Here is an 18,069-nt window from a genome sequence, read left to right on the forward strand (position 1 = left end):
GAGCACCGTGGGTAGCGAGCAGACATCGGCCACCGCGCCGACCTGGTGTCCGAGCGGCGAGGCCGGCGCTCCCGAGTCCGTCGTCCTCGGCGTCCGTTCGGCGGCCGACGGCCGGGTGGTGTACCTCGCCGACCCGGTCCCGGCGCCGGAAGTCCTCTCGACGCTCCCGGACGGGATCGAGCCGACGCGGGTCCTGCGCTTCGCCTCGCACTGCGTCTCCGCCTGCGTGAACCGGCGGGGCGACGACTGTGCGCTGGTGGAACGCGTCCTGGCCCTGCCCGCGGCCGACCCGGACACCCGTGCGGTCCCACGGTGCCACCTCCGCAACCGGTGCCAGTGGTGGCAGCAGACGGGTGTGGACGCGTGCCACCGCTGCCCCGCCGTCACCACGGCCACCTTCCGGGAGGACGAGCTCGCCACCCTGGTGGCGGACCCGTCGACCACCCCGGAGCAACTGGCGGCATGGATCAGGGATTCGGCCTGACCGCACCGCTCCCGAAGGTCCGCCGCACCTGGTGGCCCGTCGGGCGTTCATCCTCGCCGCGGGCGGGGCGGGCGACGTTCCCGCCCCGCCCGCGGTCCTTCCCGTCCGTACGGCCTCTCGCGTCGCCGGAGCGCCGGTTCGGGCGGGAAGATCCGACGGGTGGCCGGAGTTGGTAGAACCGTGAACGAAATGGCGCGGTACGCGGAAGCACCGGCAGAGGTGGACGTCGTGGTCGTCGGGGCCGGCCAGGCGGGCCTGTCCGGCGCCTACCACCTGGCCCGGGCCGGCATCGAGCACGTGGTGCTGGACCACGCGCCCCGCCCCGGCGGGGCCTGGCAGTTCCGGTGGCCCTCGCTGACCTACGCCAAGGTGCACGGGATGCACTCGCTGCCGGGCATGGAACTGACCGGCGCCGATCCGTCGCGGCCCTCCTCCGAGGTGGTCGGCGCGTACTTCGCCGCCTACGAGGACCGCTTCGACCTGCGCGTACGCCGACCCGTGGACGTCTCGGCGGTGCGCGGGGACGCTGCGGGACGGCTCCTGGTGGAGTCGTCGGCGGGCACCTGGTCGGCGCGCGCGCTGATCAACGCCACCGGCACCTGGGACCGACCGTTCTGGCCCCGCCTCCCCGGCCAGGAGCTGTTCCGGGGGCGCCAACTGCACACCGCCGACTATCCGGGGCCGGACGAGTTCGCCGGGGCCCGGGTCGTGGTCGTGGGTGGGGGCACCTCGGCCGTCCAGCACCTGCTGGAGATCTCCGGGACGGCCGCGCAAACCACCTGGGTCACCCGTCGGCCGCCCGTCTTCCGGGACGGTGCCTTCGGCGAGGCGGAGGGCCGGGAGGCGGTCGCGCGGGTGGAGGAACGGGTCCGCCGGGGGCTGCCGCCGCGGAGCGTGGTCGGCGTGACCGGACTGGCGCTGACCGACGCCGTACGGGCCGGGCTGGACTCCGGGGTGCTGGAGCGGCTCCCGATGTTCGAACGGATCACCCCGTCCGGAGTCGTGTGGGGCGACGGCCGCAGCGTGGACGCCGACGTGATCCTGTGGGCCACCGGCTTCCGGGCCGCCGTCGACCACCTGGCGCCGCTGCGGCTGCGCGAGCCCGGTGGGGGAATCCGGGTCGAGGGCACGCGGGCGGTCCGTGACGAGCGGATCCACCTGGTCGGCTACGGACCCTCCGCCTCGACGATCGGCGCCAACCGCGCGGGTGGTGCCGCCGTCCGCGAGATCCGCCGGTTGTTGACCCGCACCCCGGAACCGGCCGCGGCCGGCGGATAGCCGGGAGAGCGGGAAGTCCGGACCGGGACCGGGCTCAGGTGGACCGGGCGGCCGGGGAGGAGGCGCCGCGGGCGGCCGGGGTCGAGGTCTCGCGGACCGCCGGTGGGCGGGTCCCGCGGGCCGCCGGGGTCGCGGTCCCGCCGGCGGCCGGGGGGCCCGCCGCGGCGCGCAGCCGGTTGAAGTCCGCGACGTGCTTCTTGTGCTCCTCGTAGGTCGCGGAGAACCGGGTGTCCCCGGGCTTGACCGTGACGAAGAACAGCCAGTCCCCCGGGGTGGGCGCGACCGCCGAGGCCATGGCCCGCAGGCCGGGGCTGTCGATCGGGGTGGGGGGCAGGCCCTGGCGTTCGTACGTGTTGAAGGGGTGGTCGATCCGGGTGTCGCTGAGCTTGGTGTCCACGGTGGTGCGGTTGAGCGCGTAGTTGATGGTGGAGTCCATCTGGAGCGGCATCGACTTCGCGAGCCGGTTGTGCACGACCCGCGCGACCTTCCCCATGTCCGCGGGGGTGTCCGCCTCCGCCTCGATGATGCTGGCGAGGGTGGCCGTCTGGTAGGGGGTCATGCCGTGCGCCCTGCCGCCGTCGGCGACGGCCTTCGTCGCGAGCTTCTGGTTGGCCGTGCGCACCATGTACGCGAGCAGCGTGCCCGGGGTGGTCTTCGAGGTCACCGGGTACGTCGCCGGGAAGAGGTAGCCCTCCGGGTTGCCCTTGGCCTCCGGGGGCAGCTCCAGCCCGGCCGTGGGGACGGCCGCCTTCGTGGAGCCGGTCGGGAGCCCGAGCGCGCGGTCGACCGCGGTGTAGACCTGCGGGGCCCGCCATCCTTCGGGGATCGCCAACTGACGCGGCTTCTCGGGCGGCTGCGCCCGGGGGAACAGCGGGATCAGGACCGCCACCCCCAGCGCGATCAGCGTGCCGAGGAAGAAGGCGAGACGGCCCCGGCGAGTGAGCCGGGGGCGGCGCTGTGGCTGCCGGTACTCAAGACGCATACGCGCACGCTAACCGGCGAAGCGCATCATTTCCGGCATTCCACCCGCGCACCAGTCAGATGATCACACGTTCACCGGAGTGGGCGCCTGCTCCTCGGCGGAGCCCGAGCCCGCCTGGTTCGCCCCGCCGGCCGCGACCAGCGCGGGGACGGGGGCAGGCGCGGCGTCCCGGTCCCGCCGGACCAGTGCGGCGTAGCGGCCGTCGGCACCGATCAGCTCCTCGTGCGTACCGCGCTCGGCTATGCGGCCCCCGTCGAGGACCACGATCTGGTCGGCGTCCCTGATGGTGGAGAGGCGGTGCGCGATGGTGATGGTGGTGCGCCCGCGGGACAGGTGCTCGATGGCCTGCTGCACCGCGTGCTCCGTACGGGTGTCGAGGGCGCTGGTGGCCTCGTCGAGGATGAGCACCGGCGGATCGCGCAGGATGGTCCGGGCAATGGCCAGGCGCTGCTTCTCGCCCCCGGAGAACCGGTAGCCCCGTTCGCCGACGAGCGTCTCGTAGCCGTCGGGCAGGGACTCGATGTGGTCGTGGATCTGGGCGGCGCGGGCCGCCTCGACGACCTCCTCGTCGGTGGCGTCCGGTTTGGCGAAGCGCAGGTTGTCGGCGACGGTGGCGTGGAAGAGGTAGGTCTCCTGGGAGACCACGCCGATGGAGCGGGCCAGCGAGTCGAAGTCGAGGTCGCGCACGTCCACCCCGTCGAGGGCGATCCGGCCGCCGGTCACGTCGTACAGCCGCGGCACCAGGTAGCTCAGGGTGCTCTTGCCGGAGCCGGTCGGACCGACCACGGCGAGGGAGCCGCCGGCCGGAACCGTGATGTCGATCGCCGTGAGCGTCGGGCCGCTCCTGGCCTCGTACTCGAAGTGCACGTCCTCCAGCCGGATCTCGCCCCTCGCCCGCTCCAGTCGGACCGGGTCCGCCTTCTCGGTGATGTCCACCGGCAGGTCGAGGTACTCGAAGATCCGGGCGAACAGGGCGAGGGAGGTCTGTATCTGCACGCCCGTCGACAACAGGCTCACAGCCGGCCGGAAGAGGCCCTGCTGGAGGGTGACGAAGGCGACGAGGGTACCGACGGACAGGGAGGGCGCGCCCGTCTGCAGGGCCAGTCCGGCCGCCCAGTAGATGAGCGCCGGCATGGCGGCCATGACGATCCCGATGGTGGACATGCGCCAGCGACCGGCCATGCTGGAGCGCACTTCGAGCCCGACCAGCTTCTCCGACTCGTCCGAGAAGGCGGCGGTGAGGGACTCCGAGCGGCCCATCGTGCGGCCGAGCAGGATCCCGCTGACCGAGAGGGACTCGGTGACCGTGGCCGCCATCGCGGCCATCTGCTTCTGCCGCTGCGTCGTGATCCGCTTGCGTTCGTGCCCGACCCGTCGGCTGATCCACACGAAGACGGGAAGGAGGAGCAGGGAGACGACGGTGAGCCGCCAGTCGAGCGCGAGCATCGCGACGACGGAGGCGATCACGGCCGTCAGGTTCGACACCAGGGAAGTGGCCGTGGAGGTGACGGTCGCCTGCATGCCGCCGATGTCGTTGGCGATGCGGGACTGCACCTCGCCGGTGCGGGTGCGGGTGAAGAAGGCCAGGGGCATCCGCTGGAGCTGGGCGTAGACGGCGGTGCGCAGGTCGTGCATCACACGCTGACCGACGGTGGTGGATATGTAGGTCTGGAGGACGCCGAACACGCTGGTGACGACCGCGGTGAGGATCATGCCCAGGGCGAGCAGGCTCAGCAGGCCGGTGCGGCCCTCGGGTATCGCGACGTCCAGGATCTCCTTGAGCAGGAACGGCGAGGCGACGCCGACCAGCGAGGAGGCGGCCACCAGGGAGCCGACGACGGCGAGCCGGCCTCGGTAGGGCCGGAAGAGGCCGACGATCCGTCGCAGCTCGCGCGGGCGCTCGGCGGGGCCGGGTCGGGTGGGGTCGAGGGCTTCGTTCGATGGTGTCCAGTTCGGTTCTTCGGGGCGCATGGGCCTCCTTCTGGCGAGACTCCGATGAGCTTAGCTCATTGTTACCTATACTCACAATGAATCCGGTCCTGGTACTGTTCCCAGTATGAGCACCGGTTCCGAGAGCGACACCACGGGCGGCGTCCTCGCCGAGCAGCTGCTGCGTCTGACGCGGCGGCTCCACCGCATACAGAAACGCCAGATGGAGCCGCTCGGCATCACCCCGGCCCAGGGCCGGCTGCTGCGCCTCGTCGCCCACCACGGCGGCGACCAACCGCCCCGGATGGCCGATCTCGCCGCGCGTCTTGAGGTCGTGCCGCGTGCAGTGACCACCCTCGTGGACGGCCTGGAGGCGGCCGATTGCGTCCGCCGGGCACCCGACCCGGCGAACCGCCGCGTCATCCGGATCGAGCTCACCGAAACCGGCCGCGCCACGCTGCGCCGTCTGCGCAACGCGCGAACCGACGCCGCGGAGGAGATCCTGGCTCCATTGACCGCCGAACAGCGCGAGGTGCTCGGCGGCCTGCTGAACGCACTGGCGGATGTCCCGGCGGAGCGCCCCTGCTGATCCGCGCTCCGGCGCCGGGGCGGCGGCTCCGCCGGACGCCGCCGAGACGGACGAGGGGTCGTACATGCCGCTGCTGGAACCGAAACCCGGCGCGCTGCGCCCGAACGGCACCACCGGTCCCGCCCCCGATCGGGTGCCGGACCGGTTGGCCACCGGCACCCCCCGCGCCCTGCGCGCGGACCTGACCGACCTGTTGGGCCCGGAGAAGGTCCTGTGGAAGGTCTCCGACCTGGTCCGCTACGCCACCGACGCCTCGCCGTACCGGTTCGTGCCACAGGTCGTGGTGGTCGCCGAGGACATCGACGACATCTCCGCCGTCCTGTCGTACGCCCACGGCAAACAACGGGACGTGGTCTTCCGCGCGGCCGGCACCTCGCTCAACGGCCAGGCCCAGGGCGAGGACATCCTGGTCGACGTGCGCCGCCACTGGACGGGCGTGGAGGTCCTCGACGGCGGCCTGCGGGCCCGCATCGGGCCGGGCACCACCGTGCTGCGGGCCAACGCCGCGCTCGCCCGCCACGGCCGGATCCTGGGGCCCGACCCCGCCAGCGCCATCGCCTGCACCGTCGGGGGCGTCGTCGCGAACAACGCCTCCGGCATGACGGCGGGGACCACCAGGAACTCGTACCGCACCCTCTCCTCCCTGACCCTCGTCCTGCCGACCGGCACCGTCGTGGACACCGCGGACCCGCTCGCGGACGAGGAACTGGCCCGCGCGGAGCCGGCCCTGTGCCACGGCCTGATGGCGGTCAAGGCGGAGATCGAGGCCGATCCGGCGCTCGTCGCCCGGATCCGCGCCAAGTACGAGATCAAGAACACCACCGGCTACCGACTGGACGCCTACCTCGACGGCGACACACCCGTGGAGATCCTGCGCGGTCTGATGGTGGGCTCGGAAGGCACCCTCGGCTTCATCTCCGAGGTCGTACTCGACACCGTCCCGCTCGACCGTGAGCTCACCAGCGCCCTGCTCTTCTTCCCCTCGCTGCCCGCCGCGGCGGCCGCGGTCCCGCTGTTCAACGAGGCCGGCGCCCTCGCCGTCGAGCTGATGGACGGCAACACGCTGCGCGCGTCCGTCAGCGTCCCGGGGGTGCCCGCCGACTGGGCGCGTCTGACCAAGGAAACGGCCGCCCTGCTCGTGGAGTTCCGGGCTCCGGACGCGGCGGGCCGCGTGGTCCTCGAACGACGCGCGGCCGACCTGCTGCCGACGCTGGACCTCGTGGCGCCGGTCCCCTCGGTGACGAACGTCTTCACCGGCGATCCGAGGACGATCGCCGGCTACTGGAAGGCCCGCAAGGCCTTCGTCACCGCCGTCGGAGGCGCGAGGCCCCCGGGCACCACCCTGATCACCGAGGACTTCGCCGTGCCGCCGTCCCGGCTGGCCGAGGCCTGTGAGGCGCTCCTGGCCCTCCAGGAGGAGCACGGCTTCGACGCGGCCGTCGCCGGTCACGCGGCGCACGGCAACCTGCACTTCCTGCTCGCCTTCGACGCGGCGAAGCCCGCCGACGTCGACCGGTACGCGGCGTTCATGGAGGCGTTCTGCCGGCTCACCGTGGAGCGGTTCGACGGCTCTCTGAAGGCGGAGCACTCGACCGGCCGCAACATGGCCCCCTTCCTGGAGCTGGAGTGGGGTCCCCGGGCCACGGAACTGATGTGGCGCACCAAGCGGATCGTCGACCCGGACGGCATCCTCGCCCCGCGCGTCCTCCTCGACCGGGATCCACGGGCCCACCTGCGCGGCCTGAAGACGATCCCGCGGGTGGAGGCGGTCGCCGACCCCTGCATCGAGTGCGGGTTCTGCGAGCCGACCTGCCCCAGCGAGGACCTGACGACGACGCCCCGCCAGCGCATCGCGCTGCGCCGCGAGATGGTGCGGCAGGAGCCCGGCTCCCCCGTGCTCGACGGGCTGCTCGGGTCGTACGGGTACGACGCCGTCGACACCTGCGCCGGCGACTCGACCTGCCGGATCGCCTGCCCCGTCGGCATCGACACCGGCGCGCTCATGAAGGACTTCCGCCACCGGCGGCACAGCGCGCGCGAGGAGCGGGCCGCGGCCCTCGCGGCCCGGCGGTTCCGCGGCGTGGAGGCGGCCGCCCGGCTGGCCGTGGCCGCCGCGGGCGCGCTCCCGGACGCGGTGTCCGACCGGGTGCTGGGGGCCGTGACCGCCGCCGCGCGCAAGGCCGTGCGCCCGGACCTGGTCCCCGAGTGGCTGCCGCAGATCCCGGGGGCCGCCGCCCGCCGGCTGCCCGCGACCGATCGGGTCACCGCGACCGCCGTGTACTACCCGGCCTGCGTCAACCGGATCTTCGGCGGCCCGGACGGGCGCCCCGGCCCGTCCCTGCCCGAGGCGGTGGTGGCCGTTTCGGAACGGGCCGGGAGGCCCGTGTGGATCCCGGACGACGTGACGGGGACCTGTTGCGCGACGATCTGGCACTCCAAGGGCTACGAGGCGGGCAACCGGGTGATGGCCAACCGGATCGTCGAGGCCGCCTGGGGCTGGACCGCCGGCGGCCTTCTCCCGCTGGTGGTCGACGCTTCGTCCTGCACGCTCGGCATCGCCCACGAGGTGGTCCCGTACCTGACCGACGACAACCGCGAACTCCACGCCGCGCTGCGGATCGTCGACTCGGTCGTCTGGGCGGCGGAGGAGCTGCTGCCGCGTCTGGAGGTCCGTCGGACCGTGGGCTCGGCCGTACTGCACCCCACCTGCTCGATGCGGCACCTCGACGACGAGGCACAGCTGCGGACCGTGGCCGAGGCCTGCGCCGAGGAGGTCGTGGTGCCGGACGACGTCGGGTGCTGCGCCTTCGCGGGCGATCGCGGCATGCTCCACCCGGAGCTGACCGCCGCCGCGACGGCCCCGGAGGCGCGGGAGGTGGTGGCGCGACCGTTCGACGCGCACCTCTCGGCGAACCGGATGTGCGAGGTGGGCATGGACCGGGCCACCGGTCGGAGCTACTACTCGGTCCTGCTCGAACTGGAACGGGCCACCCGCCCCTGAACCGACCGGGACCCGCGCGCTCCGAGAGCGCGCCGGAGTGCGCGCCCCCGTGCGGGAGGGACCCTCCCGCACCCCGGTCGGGGCCGGAAAATCGATTGCCCGGGCCTGTTCCGAAAGGCGAACCTTGCGTGGCTTGAACCACTCGACCAGTCATGGGGCGTCATGCAGATCAGCGATCTTCCGTATCCGGATCCCGGGGTACCGGACGCCCGTTCCGGCCCCCGTTTCCTGCTGTGGCTCGGCAGGGGGCAACTCGGCGGACAGGCCAAGAGCTTGTGCTGGGGCCTCCTGCACCACTGCGGCATCGCCGGCCTGCCGTTCGCGGTGGGGTTCGGGGTGGAGGCCGTGGTCAAGGGCGACGGCCGGAGGCTGCTGCTCGTCGGCGCGGTGATCGTGCTGCTCGGCATCGCCATCTCGCTGGGCGACGCGATGCTGCACCGCACGGCCGTCACCAACTGGATCACCGCCGCCGCCCGCGTGCAGCAGCTGCTCGCCCGCCGGACGGCCGAGCTCGGCGCCGCCCTGACCCGACGGGTCGCCGCCGGTGAGGTCGTCGCCGTCTCCACGGGTGACGTGGAGAAGATCGGCTGGTTCGTGGAGGCCGTCTCGCGGTTCCTGGCGGCCGCACTGGCCATCGTGCTCGTCTGCGTGGGCCTGGTCGTCTACGCCCCGGCCCTCGGCGTGGTCGTGGCCGTGGGCATGCCGGTGCTGGCGCTCGCGTCGCTGCCGCTGCTGCCCCGGGCCACCCGGCGCGCCGACTTCCAGCGCGAGAAGGCGGGCAGGGCCACCGAGCTCGCCTCCGACACCGTCGCGGGCCTGCGGGTGCTACGGGGCATCGGCGGCGAGGAACTGTTCCTCGGCCGCTACCGCGAGGCCTCCCAGGAGGTGCGGTCCGCCGCCGTGCGCAGCGCCCGGATGTGGGCGCTGATCTCGGCCATCCAAGTGTTCCTGCCGGGCCTGCTGCTCATCACGGTGGTCTGGTACGGCTCCTCCCTCGTACTGGCCGGGCGACTGGACATCGGCGAGCTCGTCGCCGTGTTCAGCGCCGTGTCCCTGATGCTGTACCCGCTCAGGAACGTGGAGGAGATCGCCATGGCCTACTCCTTCTCGCGTCCCTCCGCCCAGCGGGCGGCGCGGGTGCTGTCGCTGACGCGCACGGACGCCGAGGCGGAGACCGTCCCGGTGACCGGCACCGGAACGGGCCCGGACCGGGGCGAGATCGCGGCCGCCGGTGTTCCGGACGCACCCGCACCGGGCGGCGACCTGTACGACCCGGGTACCGGGCTGCTGGCTCCGGCGGGCCGGCTCACGGCCGTGGTGTGCGGGGACCCGGACGTGGCGGGCCGGCTCGCCGAACGCCTCGGCGGGCAGCCCGTACCCGCGGACGACGACGCGACCGAGGAGCCGTCCGTGCTGCTCGGCGGGGTCGCGCTGGACGACCTCGCGCTGGACACGGCGCGCACGCTGGTCCTCGTGCAGGACAAGGATCCCGTGCTGCTGTCCGGGACGCTGCGCGAACTGTTCGACGTGCCGGCCTCGGGGGCCGTGGAGCCCTCGGCGGCACTGGCGGCGGCGCAGTGCGGAGACGTCCTGGAGGCCCTGCTCCAGTCGGCGCCCGACGGGGTCACGGACCCGATGGACGCCCGCATCACCGAACGCGGCCGGTCCCTGTCGGGCGGGCAGCGCCAGCGCTTGGCGCTGGCCAGGTCGCTGGTCACCGACCCGGAGGTGCTGGTGCTGGACGAGCCGACCTCGGCCGTCGACTCGCACACCGAGGCGCGCATCGCCGACGGGATCTCGGCCCTGCGCAAGGGCCGGACCACAGTGGTCCTGGCGTCCTCGCCGCTGCTCCTGGACCGGGCCGACCGGGTGGTGCTCGTCCATGAGGGCCGTGCCCTTCCCGCGGGCACGCACCGCGAACTGCTGCGGGACGAACCGCGCTACCGGGCGGTGGTGACCCGCGAACCCGACGGGCCCGATCGGCCCCGCCGACCCGGAACCACGATGGTCGGGTTGGAAGAAGCACTCACGGAGATCGAGGAGTCCGCATGATCGGCGTGGCACCACCGGAGTACGATCCGGCGGCCCCCGAGACGGCAGCGACGCTGCCCGTGGGCTCGTCGGGCACCGTACGGGGGTATGTGCGCGGCCTGTTCCTGCGCCATCGGCGGGCCTTCGTGATCCTGGTGACGGTCAATGCCGTCGCGGTGATCGCCTCCATGGTCGGCCCGTACCTGCTGGGCCGGGTCGTGGACGAACTCTCGGCGGGCGCGCGCGACCTCCATCTGGGGCGCGTGGGGCTGTTGTTCGCGCTGGCCCTGGTCGTCCAGACCTGCTTCGTGCGGCTGGTACGGCTGCGCGGGGCGATGCTCGGCGAGGAGATGCTGGCCGACCTGCGCGAGGACTTCCTGATCCGCTCGGTCGGCCTGCCGCCGGGCGTCCTGGAGCGGGCCGGCACGGGCGACCTGCTGTCCCGCATCACCACGGACATCGACCGGCTGGCCAACGCGATGCGCGAGGCCGTGCCGCAGCTGGCCATCGGCGTGGTGTGGGCCGGACTGCTCTTCGGGGCCCTCGCCGTGACCGCGCCGCCGCTGGCTCTGGCCGCGCTGGTGGCGCTTCCCGTGCTGGTGATCGGCTGCCGCTGGTACTTCAGGCGGGCGCCTGCCGCGTACCGCTCCGAGGCGGCCGGGTACGCGGCGGTCGCGGCGGTGCTGACCGAGACGGTCGACGCCGGTCGAACCGTCGAGGCGCACCGCCTGGGACGGCGCCGGATCGCCCTGTCGGAGCGGCGGATCAAGGAATGGACGGCTTGGGAGCGGTACACCCTCTACCTCCGGACGGTCCTCTTTCCCGTCATCAACGTCACCTACGTGACGATCCTCGGTTCGGTACTGATGATCGGCGGCTACGGCGTACTCCAGGGCTGGATGTCGGTGGGGCAGCTGACCACGGGGGCCCTGCTGGCACAGATGATGGTCGATCCGATCGGCCTGATCCTGCGCTGGTACGACGAGCTGCAGATCGCCCAGGTGTCGCTGGCCCGGCTGGTGGGCGTCCACGAGATCGAACCGGCGGCGGGCGACGGGCGGCTCTCCCCGGAGGGCCGCGAAGTCCGCGCCGACGAGGTCCACTTCGGCTACCGGGAGGGCGTGGACGTCCTGCACCGCGTCTCGATGTCCGTGGCTCCGGGCACCCGGATGGCGCTGGTCGGCCCTTCGGGCGCGGGCAAGTCCACGCTGGGCCGGCTGCTGGCGGGCATCTACGCGCCCCGGACCGGCGAGGTGACCCTGGGCGGCGCGCGGCTGTCGGGGATGCCGGCGGAGCGGGTGCGCGAGCACGTGGCCCTGGTCAACCAGGAACACCATGTGTTCGTGGGTTCGCTCCGGGACAACCTGCGCCTCGCCCGCACGGGCGCGCAGGACGCCGAACTGTGGGCGGCGCTGGGAGCGGTCGACGCCGACGGTTGGGCCAGGTCCCTGGAGTCCGGACTGGACACCGAGGTCGGCTCGGGCGGCAGCGCGCTGACGCCGGCGCAGGCCCAGCAGGTCGCCCTGGCCCGGCTCGTGCTGGCGGACCCGCACACCCTGGTGCTGGACGAGGCCACGTCGTTGCTGGATCCGCGTGCCGCCCGGCACCTGGAGCGTTCGCTGGCCCGGGTGCTGGACGGCCGGACGGTCATCGCCATCGCCCACCGCCTGCACACCGCGCACGACGCGGACGTGATCGCGGTGGTCGAGGCGGGCCGGATCAGCGAACTCGGTTCGCACGACGAGTTGGTGGCGGCCGACGGGGCCTACGCGGCCCTGTGGCGTTCCTGGCACGGCTGACCGGCCGACCGGGCGGCGGCGGGGCGGTCGGGCGTCGCCGTCCTCGGTGCGGCCGGAAGGCCGGGATTTCGGGACGGTCCCCGACTTCCGGTCCGTGGGCACACCCGCCGCTCCTCATCCGCCGCCCGTCACCCGCGGTTTCCCGGCCGAGCCGTCGCGGTGGGCTCGTACGCCTGCCGGCCCGCACACGTCCAGACGACGGGGCGGGCCACGTTCCCGGCGTCCAGCGCGACCCCGCCCACCCGATCGTCGTCGCCGACGGCGTGGGCGGCGGCGTGGCCGGTGGCGGTCAGTCCGCGCAGGGCGCGCATCGGGCCGCTGCCGGACCGGTACTGGGCCCGAACGACGGTGTCCTCGGGCGGGTCGTAGGTGGTGGCGAGGCCGACCGCGACCCCGGTGCGCGGACTGATGTCCTCGAAGGTGCCGCTGGTGCTGCCGGCGAGCCTGGGCGCGTACGTGGGTTCGGTATACGGGGCGCTCCACACGAGCGGGTCGTCCTCCATGGCCCGGGAGTACCAACGGTGGCCGACGATCCGGCCGCTCTCGTCGATGGCCTGCGGCCTGTAGTACTCGTAATCGCCACCGACCGGCCGGAGCAGGGTGGGGGCGGACGCCATGTCGGCGGACCAGAGCAGGCCCGGGTTCATGTCGTACGGGTCCTCGTCGTTGCCGGTGGGCCCTGAGCCGTGTCCCGTGATCTGCCCGGCGTTGTTGATCCCGGTGACCTCGTCGAGACGGAACCCGGGCGGGACGGGCAGTTCCCTGCGCAGCGCGCCGCCGGACCATTCGAGGCCGGTGCTCGTACCGGTCGAGGGGTCGCGGCGGTGGCCGACGACGTGGCCCCGGTCGTTGACGGCGGTCGCGTACTGGCCGCCCGGCAACACCGTGACCGCCCGTGCGCCCGGCCGGTGGGCGAAGGCCTTGGGGCCGGTGGGGGTGGTGAAGGTGCCGACCATGAGGCCGAAGCGGTTGACGGCCTCGACGCTGCCCCCGGTCGCCCCGACCGGCAACGGTACGGCGCGCACGGAGGTGCCGAGCCAGAAGACGGGTTTGCCCCTGGAGACCCCGACGGACAGGCCGGCCGGTCCGATGCCGTTCACCTGGTCGGTGTGCAGCCAGGGGTTGCCCTCGCCCGATCCGGGGAGCGAATCCAGTACGCGCAGCGCGGGTCTGCAGGCGGCCGCGCCGCCCGGCGCGGCCGTGCCGGTCGCCCCCGGATCCGCGTGCGCGGGCGATACGACGGCGAGCGCGGCCAGGAGCATTCCCGCCGTGCCCGCGCCGATCGTTCTGCCGGTGTTGCCCATGAGTCCCCCCGGACGTCGTGCGAGCCGGCTGCTCCGACGGCTCGTCGGGGCACATGATGTCCGGCCGGGACACGCCTGAACAGACGGCCCGCCCGCGGCGGCCCGGGCCGGCCGACGCCACGCCGGCGACGCCGCCTAGAAGAGGTTCAGGGCGGCGGCTCCGCCCACCCCTCCGAGCAGCATGAACACGGGCATGAGGACCTTCAGCTCGACCCAGCTGCCCGCGCGGAAACGCATCATCTTCGGTGGGCCGATCGGGTACCAGCGCTTTCCGGCGATGGGCAGCGGCCACAGGATGGGGCAGCCCGACACGGTCAGGGCGTCGCCGATGTCGTGGACCAGGGCGCCGAGCAGGATGGGCAGCCCCAGCCACAGGTACTCCTGGCCCGGGTCGCTGAACAGCCAGCCCGCGCCGTTGCCCGGCTGGTCGAGGACCCCGGCCAGGATCCAGGCGCTGGTCGCGCCGAGCAGCCAGACCAGGACGTCGCTCGACATCCGGGCCGCCCGCCACAGCAGTCCTTCGACGGCGAGTACGAGGTGGACGAAGAGCAGGGCGAGGACGCCCCAGCGGTCGGTGGTGACCGCGAGGGCGGAGGAGCCGCCGCCGATGAGGACGGCCCACAGCCAGGTGTGGGTCAGGGTGCGGTGTCCGCCGGTGCGGCGGGCGTCGCGCGGGGAGCGCGTCGCCTTGTAGACGGCGTACGAGATCTTGTCGACGACCTCGCACAGGACCCTGGAGAGGGGGCCGAAGGCGCGGGAGATCGTCGCCGATTTGTGGTCGAGGTCGGGGGCCAGGGCGGCGCCCGCGCAGATCAGCGCGCCGACGACGAGGACCGGCCAGGGCATCGGGTGTCCGGCGGCCGCCGCGGCGGCGCCCACCCCCAGCCAGGCCGCTGCTCCCGACAATGAGTGCGCCGGACCCATCATGCTCGTTCCCCGCCCCGGTACCTCGGTGTTGGGGCCCTGTTGAGGAAGTCGATCGGGCCGCCCGGACGGCCCAGCGTACCGGCGGTGATCTTCCTCTTGTCCGCCGGTTCCCGGATCCGGGGTGAAGCCAGGCAAGATGGGGGGTGTGACCCTCATTGATCAGCTCCCGCCGAACGCCGACCCCGACGCCCTCTTCGAGGCTTTCTCCTCGTGGGCGGAGGGCCAGGGCATCACCCTGTACCCGGCGCAGGAGGAGGCACTGATCGAGGTCGTCTCCGGGGCGAACGTGGTCCTGTCCACCCCGACCGGCTCCGGCAAGAGCCTCGTCGCGGCGGGCGCCCACTTCACGGCGCTGGCCCAGGACAAGGTCACCTTCTACACCGCCCCGATCAAGGCGCTGGTGTCGGAGAAGTTCTTCGACCTGTGCAAGCTGTTCGGTACCGAGAACGTCGGCATGCTCACCGGCGACGCCTCGGTGAACGCCGACGCCCCGGTGATCTGCTGCACCGCCGAGGTGCTGGCCTCCATCGCCCTGCGCGACGGCAAGTACGCGGACATCGGCCAGGTCGTCATGGACGAGTTCCACTTCTATGCCGAGCCGGACCGCGGCTGGGCCTGGCAGATCCCCCTGCTGGAGCTCCCGCAGGCCCAGTTCGTCCTGATGTCGGCCACCCTCGGCGACATGAAGCGGTTCGAGGAGGACCTGACCCGGCGCACCGGCCGTCCCACCTCCGTGGTCCGCTCGGCGACCCGGCCCGTCCCGTTGTCCTACGAGTACGTGACCACGCCGATCACCGACACCATCACCGAGCTGCTGGAGACCCGGCAGTCCCCGGTGTACATCGTGCACTTCACCCAGGCCCAGGCCGTCGAGCGGGCGCAGTCGCTGATGAGCATCAACATGTGCACCCGCGAGGAGAAGGACAGGATCGCGGAGCTGATCGGCAACTTCCGTTTCACCACGAAGTTCGGCCAGAACCTGTCCCGCTACGTCCGCCACGGAATCGGCGTGCACCACGCCGGCATGCTGCCCAAGTACCGGCGTCTCGTCGAGAAGCTGGCGCAGGCCGGTCTGCTGAAGGTCATCTGCGGCACCGACACCCTCGGCGTCGGTGTGAACGTGCCGATCCGCACCGTGCTGTTCACCGCCCTCACCAAGTACGACGGCAACCGGGTCCGCACGCTGCGCGCCCGCGAGTTCCACCAGATCGCCGGCCGCGCCGGCCGGGCGGGCTTCGACACGGCCGGATTCGTGGTCGCGCAGGCGCCCGAGCACGTCATCGAGAACGAGAAGGCCCTGGCGAAGGCCGGCGACGACCCGAAGAAGCGCCGCAAGGTGGTCCGCAAGAAGGCCCCAGAGGGCTTCGTGGCCTGGTCGGACACCACCTTCGAAAAGCTGATCGCCGCCGACCCGGAACCGCTGACCTCCCGCTTCAAGGTCACCAACATCATGCTGCTGTCGGTGATCGCCCGGCCGGGCGACGCCTTCAAGGCGATGCGCCACCTGCTGGAGGACAACCACGAGCCCCGCAAGGCGCAGCTGCGGCACATTCGCCGGGCGATCGCGATCTACCGCTCGCTGCTGGACGGCGGCGTGGTCGAGAAGCTCGACACCCCGGACGCCGAGGGCCGCACGATCCGCCTCACCGTCGACCTCCAGCAGGACTTCGCGCTGAACCAGCCGCTGTCCACCTTCGCGCTGGCCTCCTTCGACCTGCTGGACCCGGAGTCCCCCTCCTACGCCCTGGACATGGTCTCCGTCGTCGAGTCGACCCTGGACGACCCGCGCCAGATCCTCGCCGCGCAGCAGAACAAGGAACGCGGCATGGCGGTCGGTGCGATGAAGGCCGACGGGATCGAGTACGAGGAGCGGATGGAGCGGCTCCAGGAGGTCACCTACCCCAAGCCGCTCGAAGAGCTGCTGCTCCACGCCTACGACGTGTACAGCAAGAGCCACCCGTGGGTTCGGGACCATCCCGTCTCGCCGAAGTCGATCATCCGCGACATGTACGAGCGGGCGATGACCTTCACCGAATTCACCTCCTACTACGAGCTGGCCCGCACCGAGGGCATCGTGCTGCGCTACCTGGCCGGCGCGTACAAGGCGCTGGACCACACCATCCCGGACGACCTGAAGTCCGAGGACCTGCAGGACCTCATCGCCTGGTTGGGCGAGCTGGTCCGTCAGGTCGACTCCAGTTTGTTGGACGAGTGGGAGCAGCTGGCGAACCCGGAGGTGGAGACGGCGGAGCAGGCCCAGGAGAAGGCCGACCAGGTCAAGCCGGTCACGGCGAACTCCCGTGCCTTCCGCGTCCTGGTCCGCAACGCCATGTTCCGCCGGGTCGAGCTGGCGGCCCTCGACCACGTCAACGTGCTGGGCGAGCTGGACGCCGAGTCGGGCTGGGACGCCGACGCCTGGGGCGAGGCCATGGACGGCTACTGGGACGAGTACGACGACCTCGGTACGGGTCCCGACGCCCGGGGCCCCAAGCTCCTGCAGATCGAGGAGGACCCGGCGCACGGGCTGTGGCGCGTCCGTCAGACCTTCGCCGACCCGAACGGGGACCATGGCTGGGGCATCAGTGCCGAGGTCGACCTCGCGGCGTCCGACGAGGAGGGTCGGGCGGTCCTCCGGGTCACCTCGGTCGGTGAGCTCGGCCAACTCTGAGCCGAACCCGTACACGCCCGTCCCGTACGACGGACCCTCAGCCCCCGACGGAGCCCAGGCTTCCGAAGGACCCGCCGTTCCCGCCGGACCCGACAGTGGAGAACCCCTGATGACGAACCCCGCCGAGAGACTCGTCGACCTGCTCGACCTGGAGCAGATCGAGGTCAACATCTTCCGGGGCGCGAGCCCCCAGGAATCGCTCCAGCGCGTGTTCGGCGGGCAGGTGGCCGGGCAGGCGCTGGTCGCGGCCGGCCGCACCACCGAGAGCGACCGCCCGGTCCACTCCCTCCACGCGTACTTCCTGCGACCGGGCATCCCCGGCGTGCCGATCGTGTACCAGGTGGAGCGGGTGCGCGACGGGCGGTCCTTCACCACGCGCCGGGTCACCGCGGTCCAACAGGGCAAGACCATCTTCAATCTGACCGCTTCCTTCCATCACCCGGAGGAGGGCGGCATCGAGCACCAGCTGCCCCCTCGCCTCGACTTCCCGCATCCGGAATCCCTCCCGAAGGTCGCGGACGAGATCCGCGAGCACCTGGGCGCGCTGCCCGAGGCGTTGGAGCGGATGGCCCGCCGCCAGCCCTTCGACATCCGGTACGTGGACCGGCTCCGCTGGACCCCGGAGGACCTCAAGGACGCCGACCCGCGCAGCGCGGTGTGGATGCGGGCGGTCGGCCCGCTGGGCGACGACCCGCTCGTGCACACCTGCGCCCTCACCTACGCCAGTGACATGACCCTCCTCGACGCCGTGCGCATCCCCGTGGAACCCCTGTGGGGCATGCGCGGTTTCGACATGGCCTCCCTGGACCACGCCATGTGGTTCCACCGGCCCTTCCGGGCCGACGAGTGGTTCCTGTACGACCAGGAGTCGCCGATCGCCCACGGCGGCCGTGGGCTGGCCCGGGGCCGGATCTACGACGTGGAGGGCAGGCTGCTGGTCTCCGTGGTCCAGGAAGGCCTGTTCCGCCCGTACGCGCCCGACGCGTCCAAGCCGGCCGTGTCACCGCAGTAGCCGCCCGTCGTCCGTCACCGCGGCGGTCGTCCGACCGCGGTGCTCGCCGTCCGTCCTCCTCACAC

General features: G+C 72.6%; 12 protein-coding genes. 8 read left to right on the top strand and 4 right to left on the bottom strand.

The features are described from left to right. The first annotated feature begins 7 nt into the window (after nt 1-7). Nucleotides 8-484, top strand: a complete 477-nt coding sequence (locus ACZ58N_RS02750; RefSeq protein WP_471154748.1) for a hypothetical protein — start codon at nt 8-10, stop codon at nt 482-484. Between the two features lie 189 nt (nt 485-673). Continuing rightward, nucleotides 674-1,762, top strand: a complete 1,089-nt coding sequence (locus ACZ58N_RS02755) for an FAD-dependent oxidoreductase (RefSeq protein ID WP_471155212.1) — start codon at nt 674-676, stop codon at nt 1,760-1,762. Between the two features lie 34 nt (nt 1,763-1,796). On the opposite strand, the gene mltG is transcribed toward ACZ58N_RS02755, so the two are convergent. Together mltG and ACZ58N_RS02765 are read right to left on the bottom strand one after the other, a co-directional pair. Beyond that, nucleotides 1,797-2,744, bottom strand: coding sequence for an endolytic transglycosylase MltG (mltG, locus tag ACZ58N_RS02760; RefSeq protein WP_471154750.1), 948 nt, complete (start codon nt 2,742-2,744; stop codon nt 1,797-1,799). A gap of 63 nt (nt 2,745-2,807) precedes the next feature. Then, complete coding sequence (locus ACZ58N_RS02765) at nt 2,808-4,715, bottom strand: ABC transporter ATP-binding protein (protein ID WP_471154753.1); 1,908 nt, start codon at nt 4,713-4,715, stop codon at nt 2,808-2,810. Between the two features lie 85 nt (nt 4,716-4,800). On the opposite strand from ACZ58N_RS02765, the gene ACZ58N_RS02770 reads away from it, so the two are divergent. The 4 genes from ACZ58N_RS02770 (at nt 4,801) to ACZ58N_RS02785 (ending at nt 12,093) form a co-directional block, all read left to right on the top strand. After that, nucleotides 4,801-5,262: a MarR family winged helix-turn-helix transcriptional regulator gene (locus ACZ58N_RS02770; protein ID WP_471154756.1), complete on the top strand. Its 462-nt coding sequence runs from the start codon at nt 4,801-4,803 to the stop codon at nt 5,260-5,262. A gap of 64 nt (nt 5,263-5,326) precedes the next feature. After that, the gene (locus ACZ58N_RS02775; RefSeq protein WP_471155214.1) at nt 5,327-8,263 is read left to right on the top strand and encodes an FAD-binding and (Fe-S)-binding domain-containing protein; all 2,937 of its coding nucleotides are present in this window, start codon (nt 5,327-5,329) and stop codon (nt 8,261-8,263) included. A gap of 162 nt (nt 8,264-8,425) precedes the next feature. Then, a complete protein-coding gene (locus ACZ58N_RS02780) occupies nt 8,426-10,315 on the top strand; it encodes an ABC transporter ATP-binding protein (protein ID WP_471154758.1) in 1,890 nt (629 codons plus the stop codon). Continuing rightward, nucleotides 10,312-12,093 (top strand): ABC transporter ATP-binding protein, encoded by a 1,782-nt coding sequence (locus ACZ58N_RS02785; RefSeq protein ID WP_471154761.1) that lies wholly within the window; start codon nt 10,312-10,314, stop codon nt 12,091-12,093. The genes ACZ58N_RS02780 and ACZ58N_RS02785 overlap by 4 nt, the downstream gene beginning before the upstream one ends. A gap of 128 nt (nt 12,094-12,221) precedes the next feature. On the opposite strand, the gene ACZ58N_RS02790 is transcribed toward ACZ58N_RS02785, so the two are convergent. Together ACZ58N_RS02790 and ACZ58N_RS02795 are read right to left on the bottom strand one after the other, a co-directional pair. Continuing rightward, nucleotides 12,222-13,397 carry a hypothetical protein gene (locus tag ACZ58N_RS02790; protein ID WP_471154764.1) on the bottom strand — a complete coding sequence of 392 codons (1,176 nt, stop codon included), beginning with the start codon at nt 13,395-13,397 and terminating at the stop codon, nt 12,222-12,224. 135 nt (nt 13,398-13,532) lie between these two features. Continuing rightward, a complete protein-coding gene (locus ACZ58N_RS02795; protein ID WP_471154767.1) occupies nt 13,533-14,324 on the bottom strand; it encodes a metal-dependent hydrolase in 792 nt (263 codons plus the stop codon). 145 nt (nt 14,325-14,469) lie between these two features. Between ACZ58N_RS02795 and ACZ58N_RS02800 the strand changes: the two genes are divergently transcribed. Further along, entirely contained in the window at nt 14,470-16,992 is a 2,523-nt protein-coding gene (locus ACZ58N_RS02800) for a DEAD/DEAH box helicase (RefSeq protein WP_471154769.1), read from the top strand. 109 nt (nt 16,993-17,101) lie between these two features. Continuing rightward, complete coding sequence (locus tag ACZ58N_RS02805) at nt 17,102-18,004, top strand: acyl-CoA thioesterase (RefSeq protein ID WP_471154772.1); 903 nt, start codon at nt 17,102-17,104, stop codon at nt 18,002-18,004. The last annotated feature ends 65 nt before the right edge of the window (nt 18,005-18,069 follow it).

This window comes from Streptomyces sp. NPDC040432, assembly GCF_055595445.1.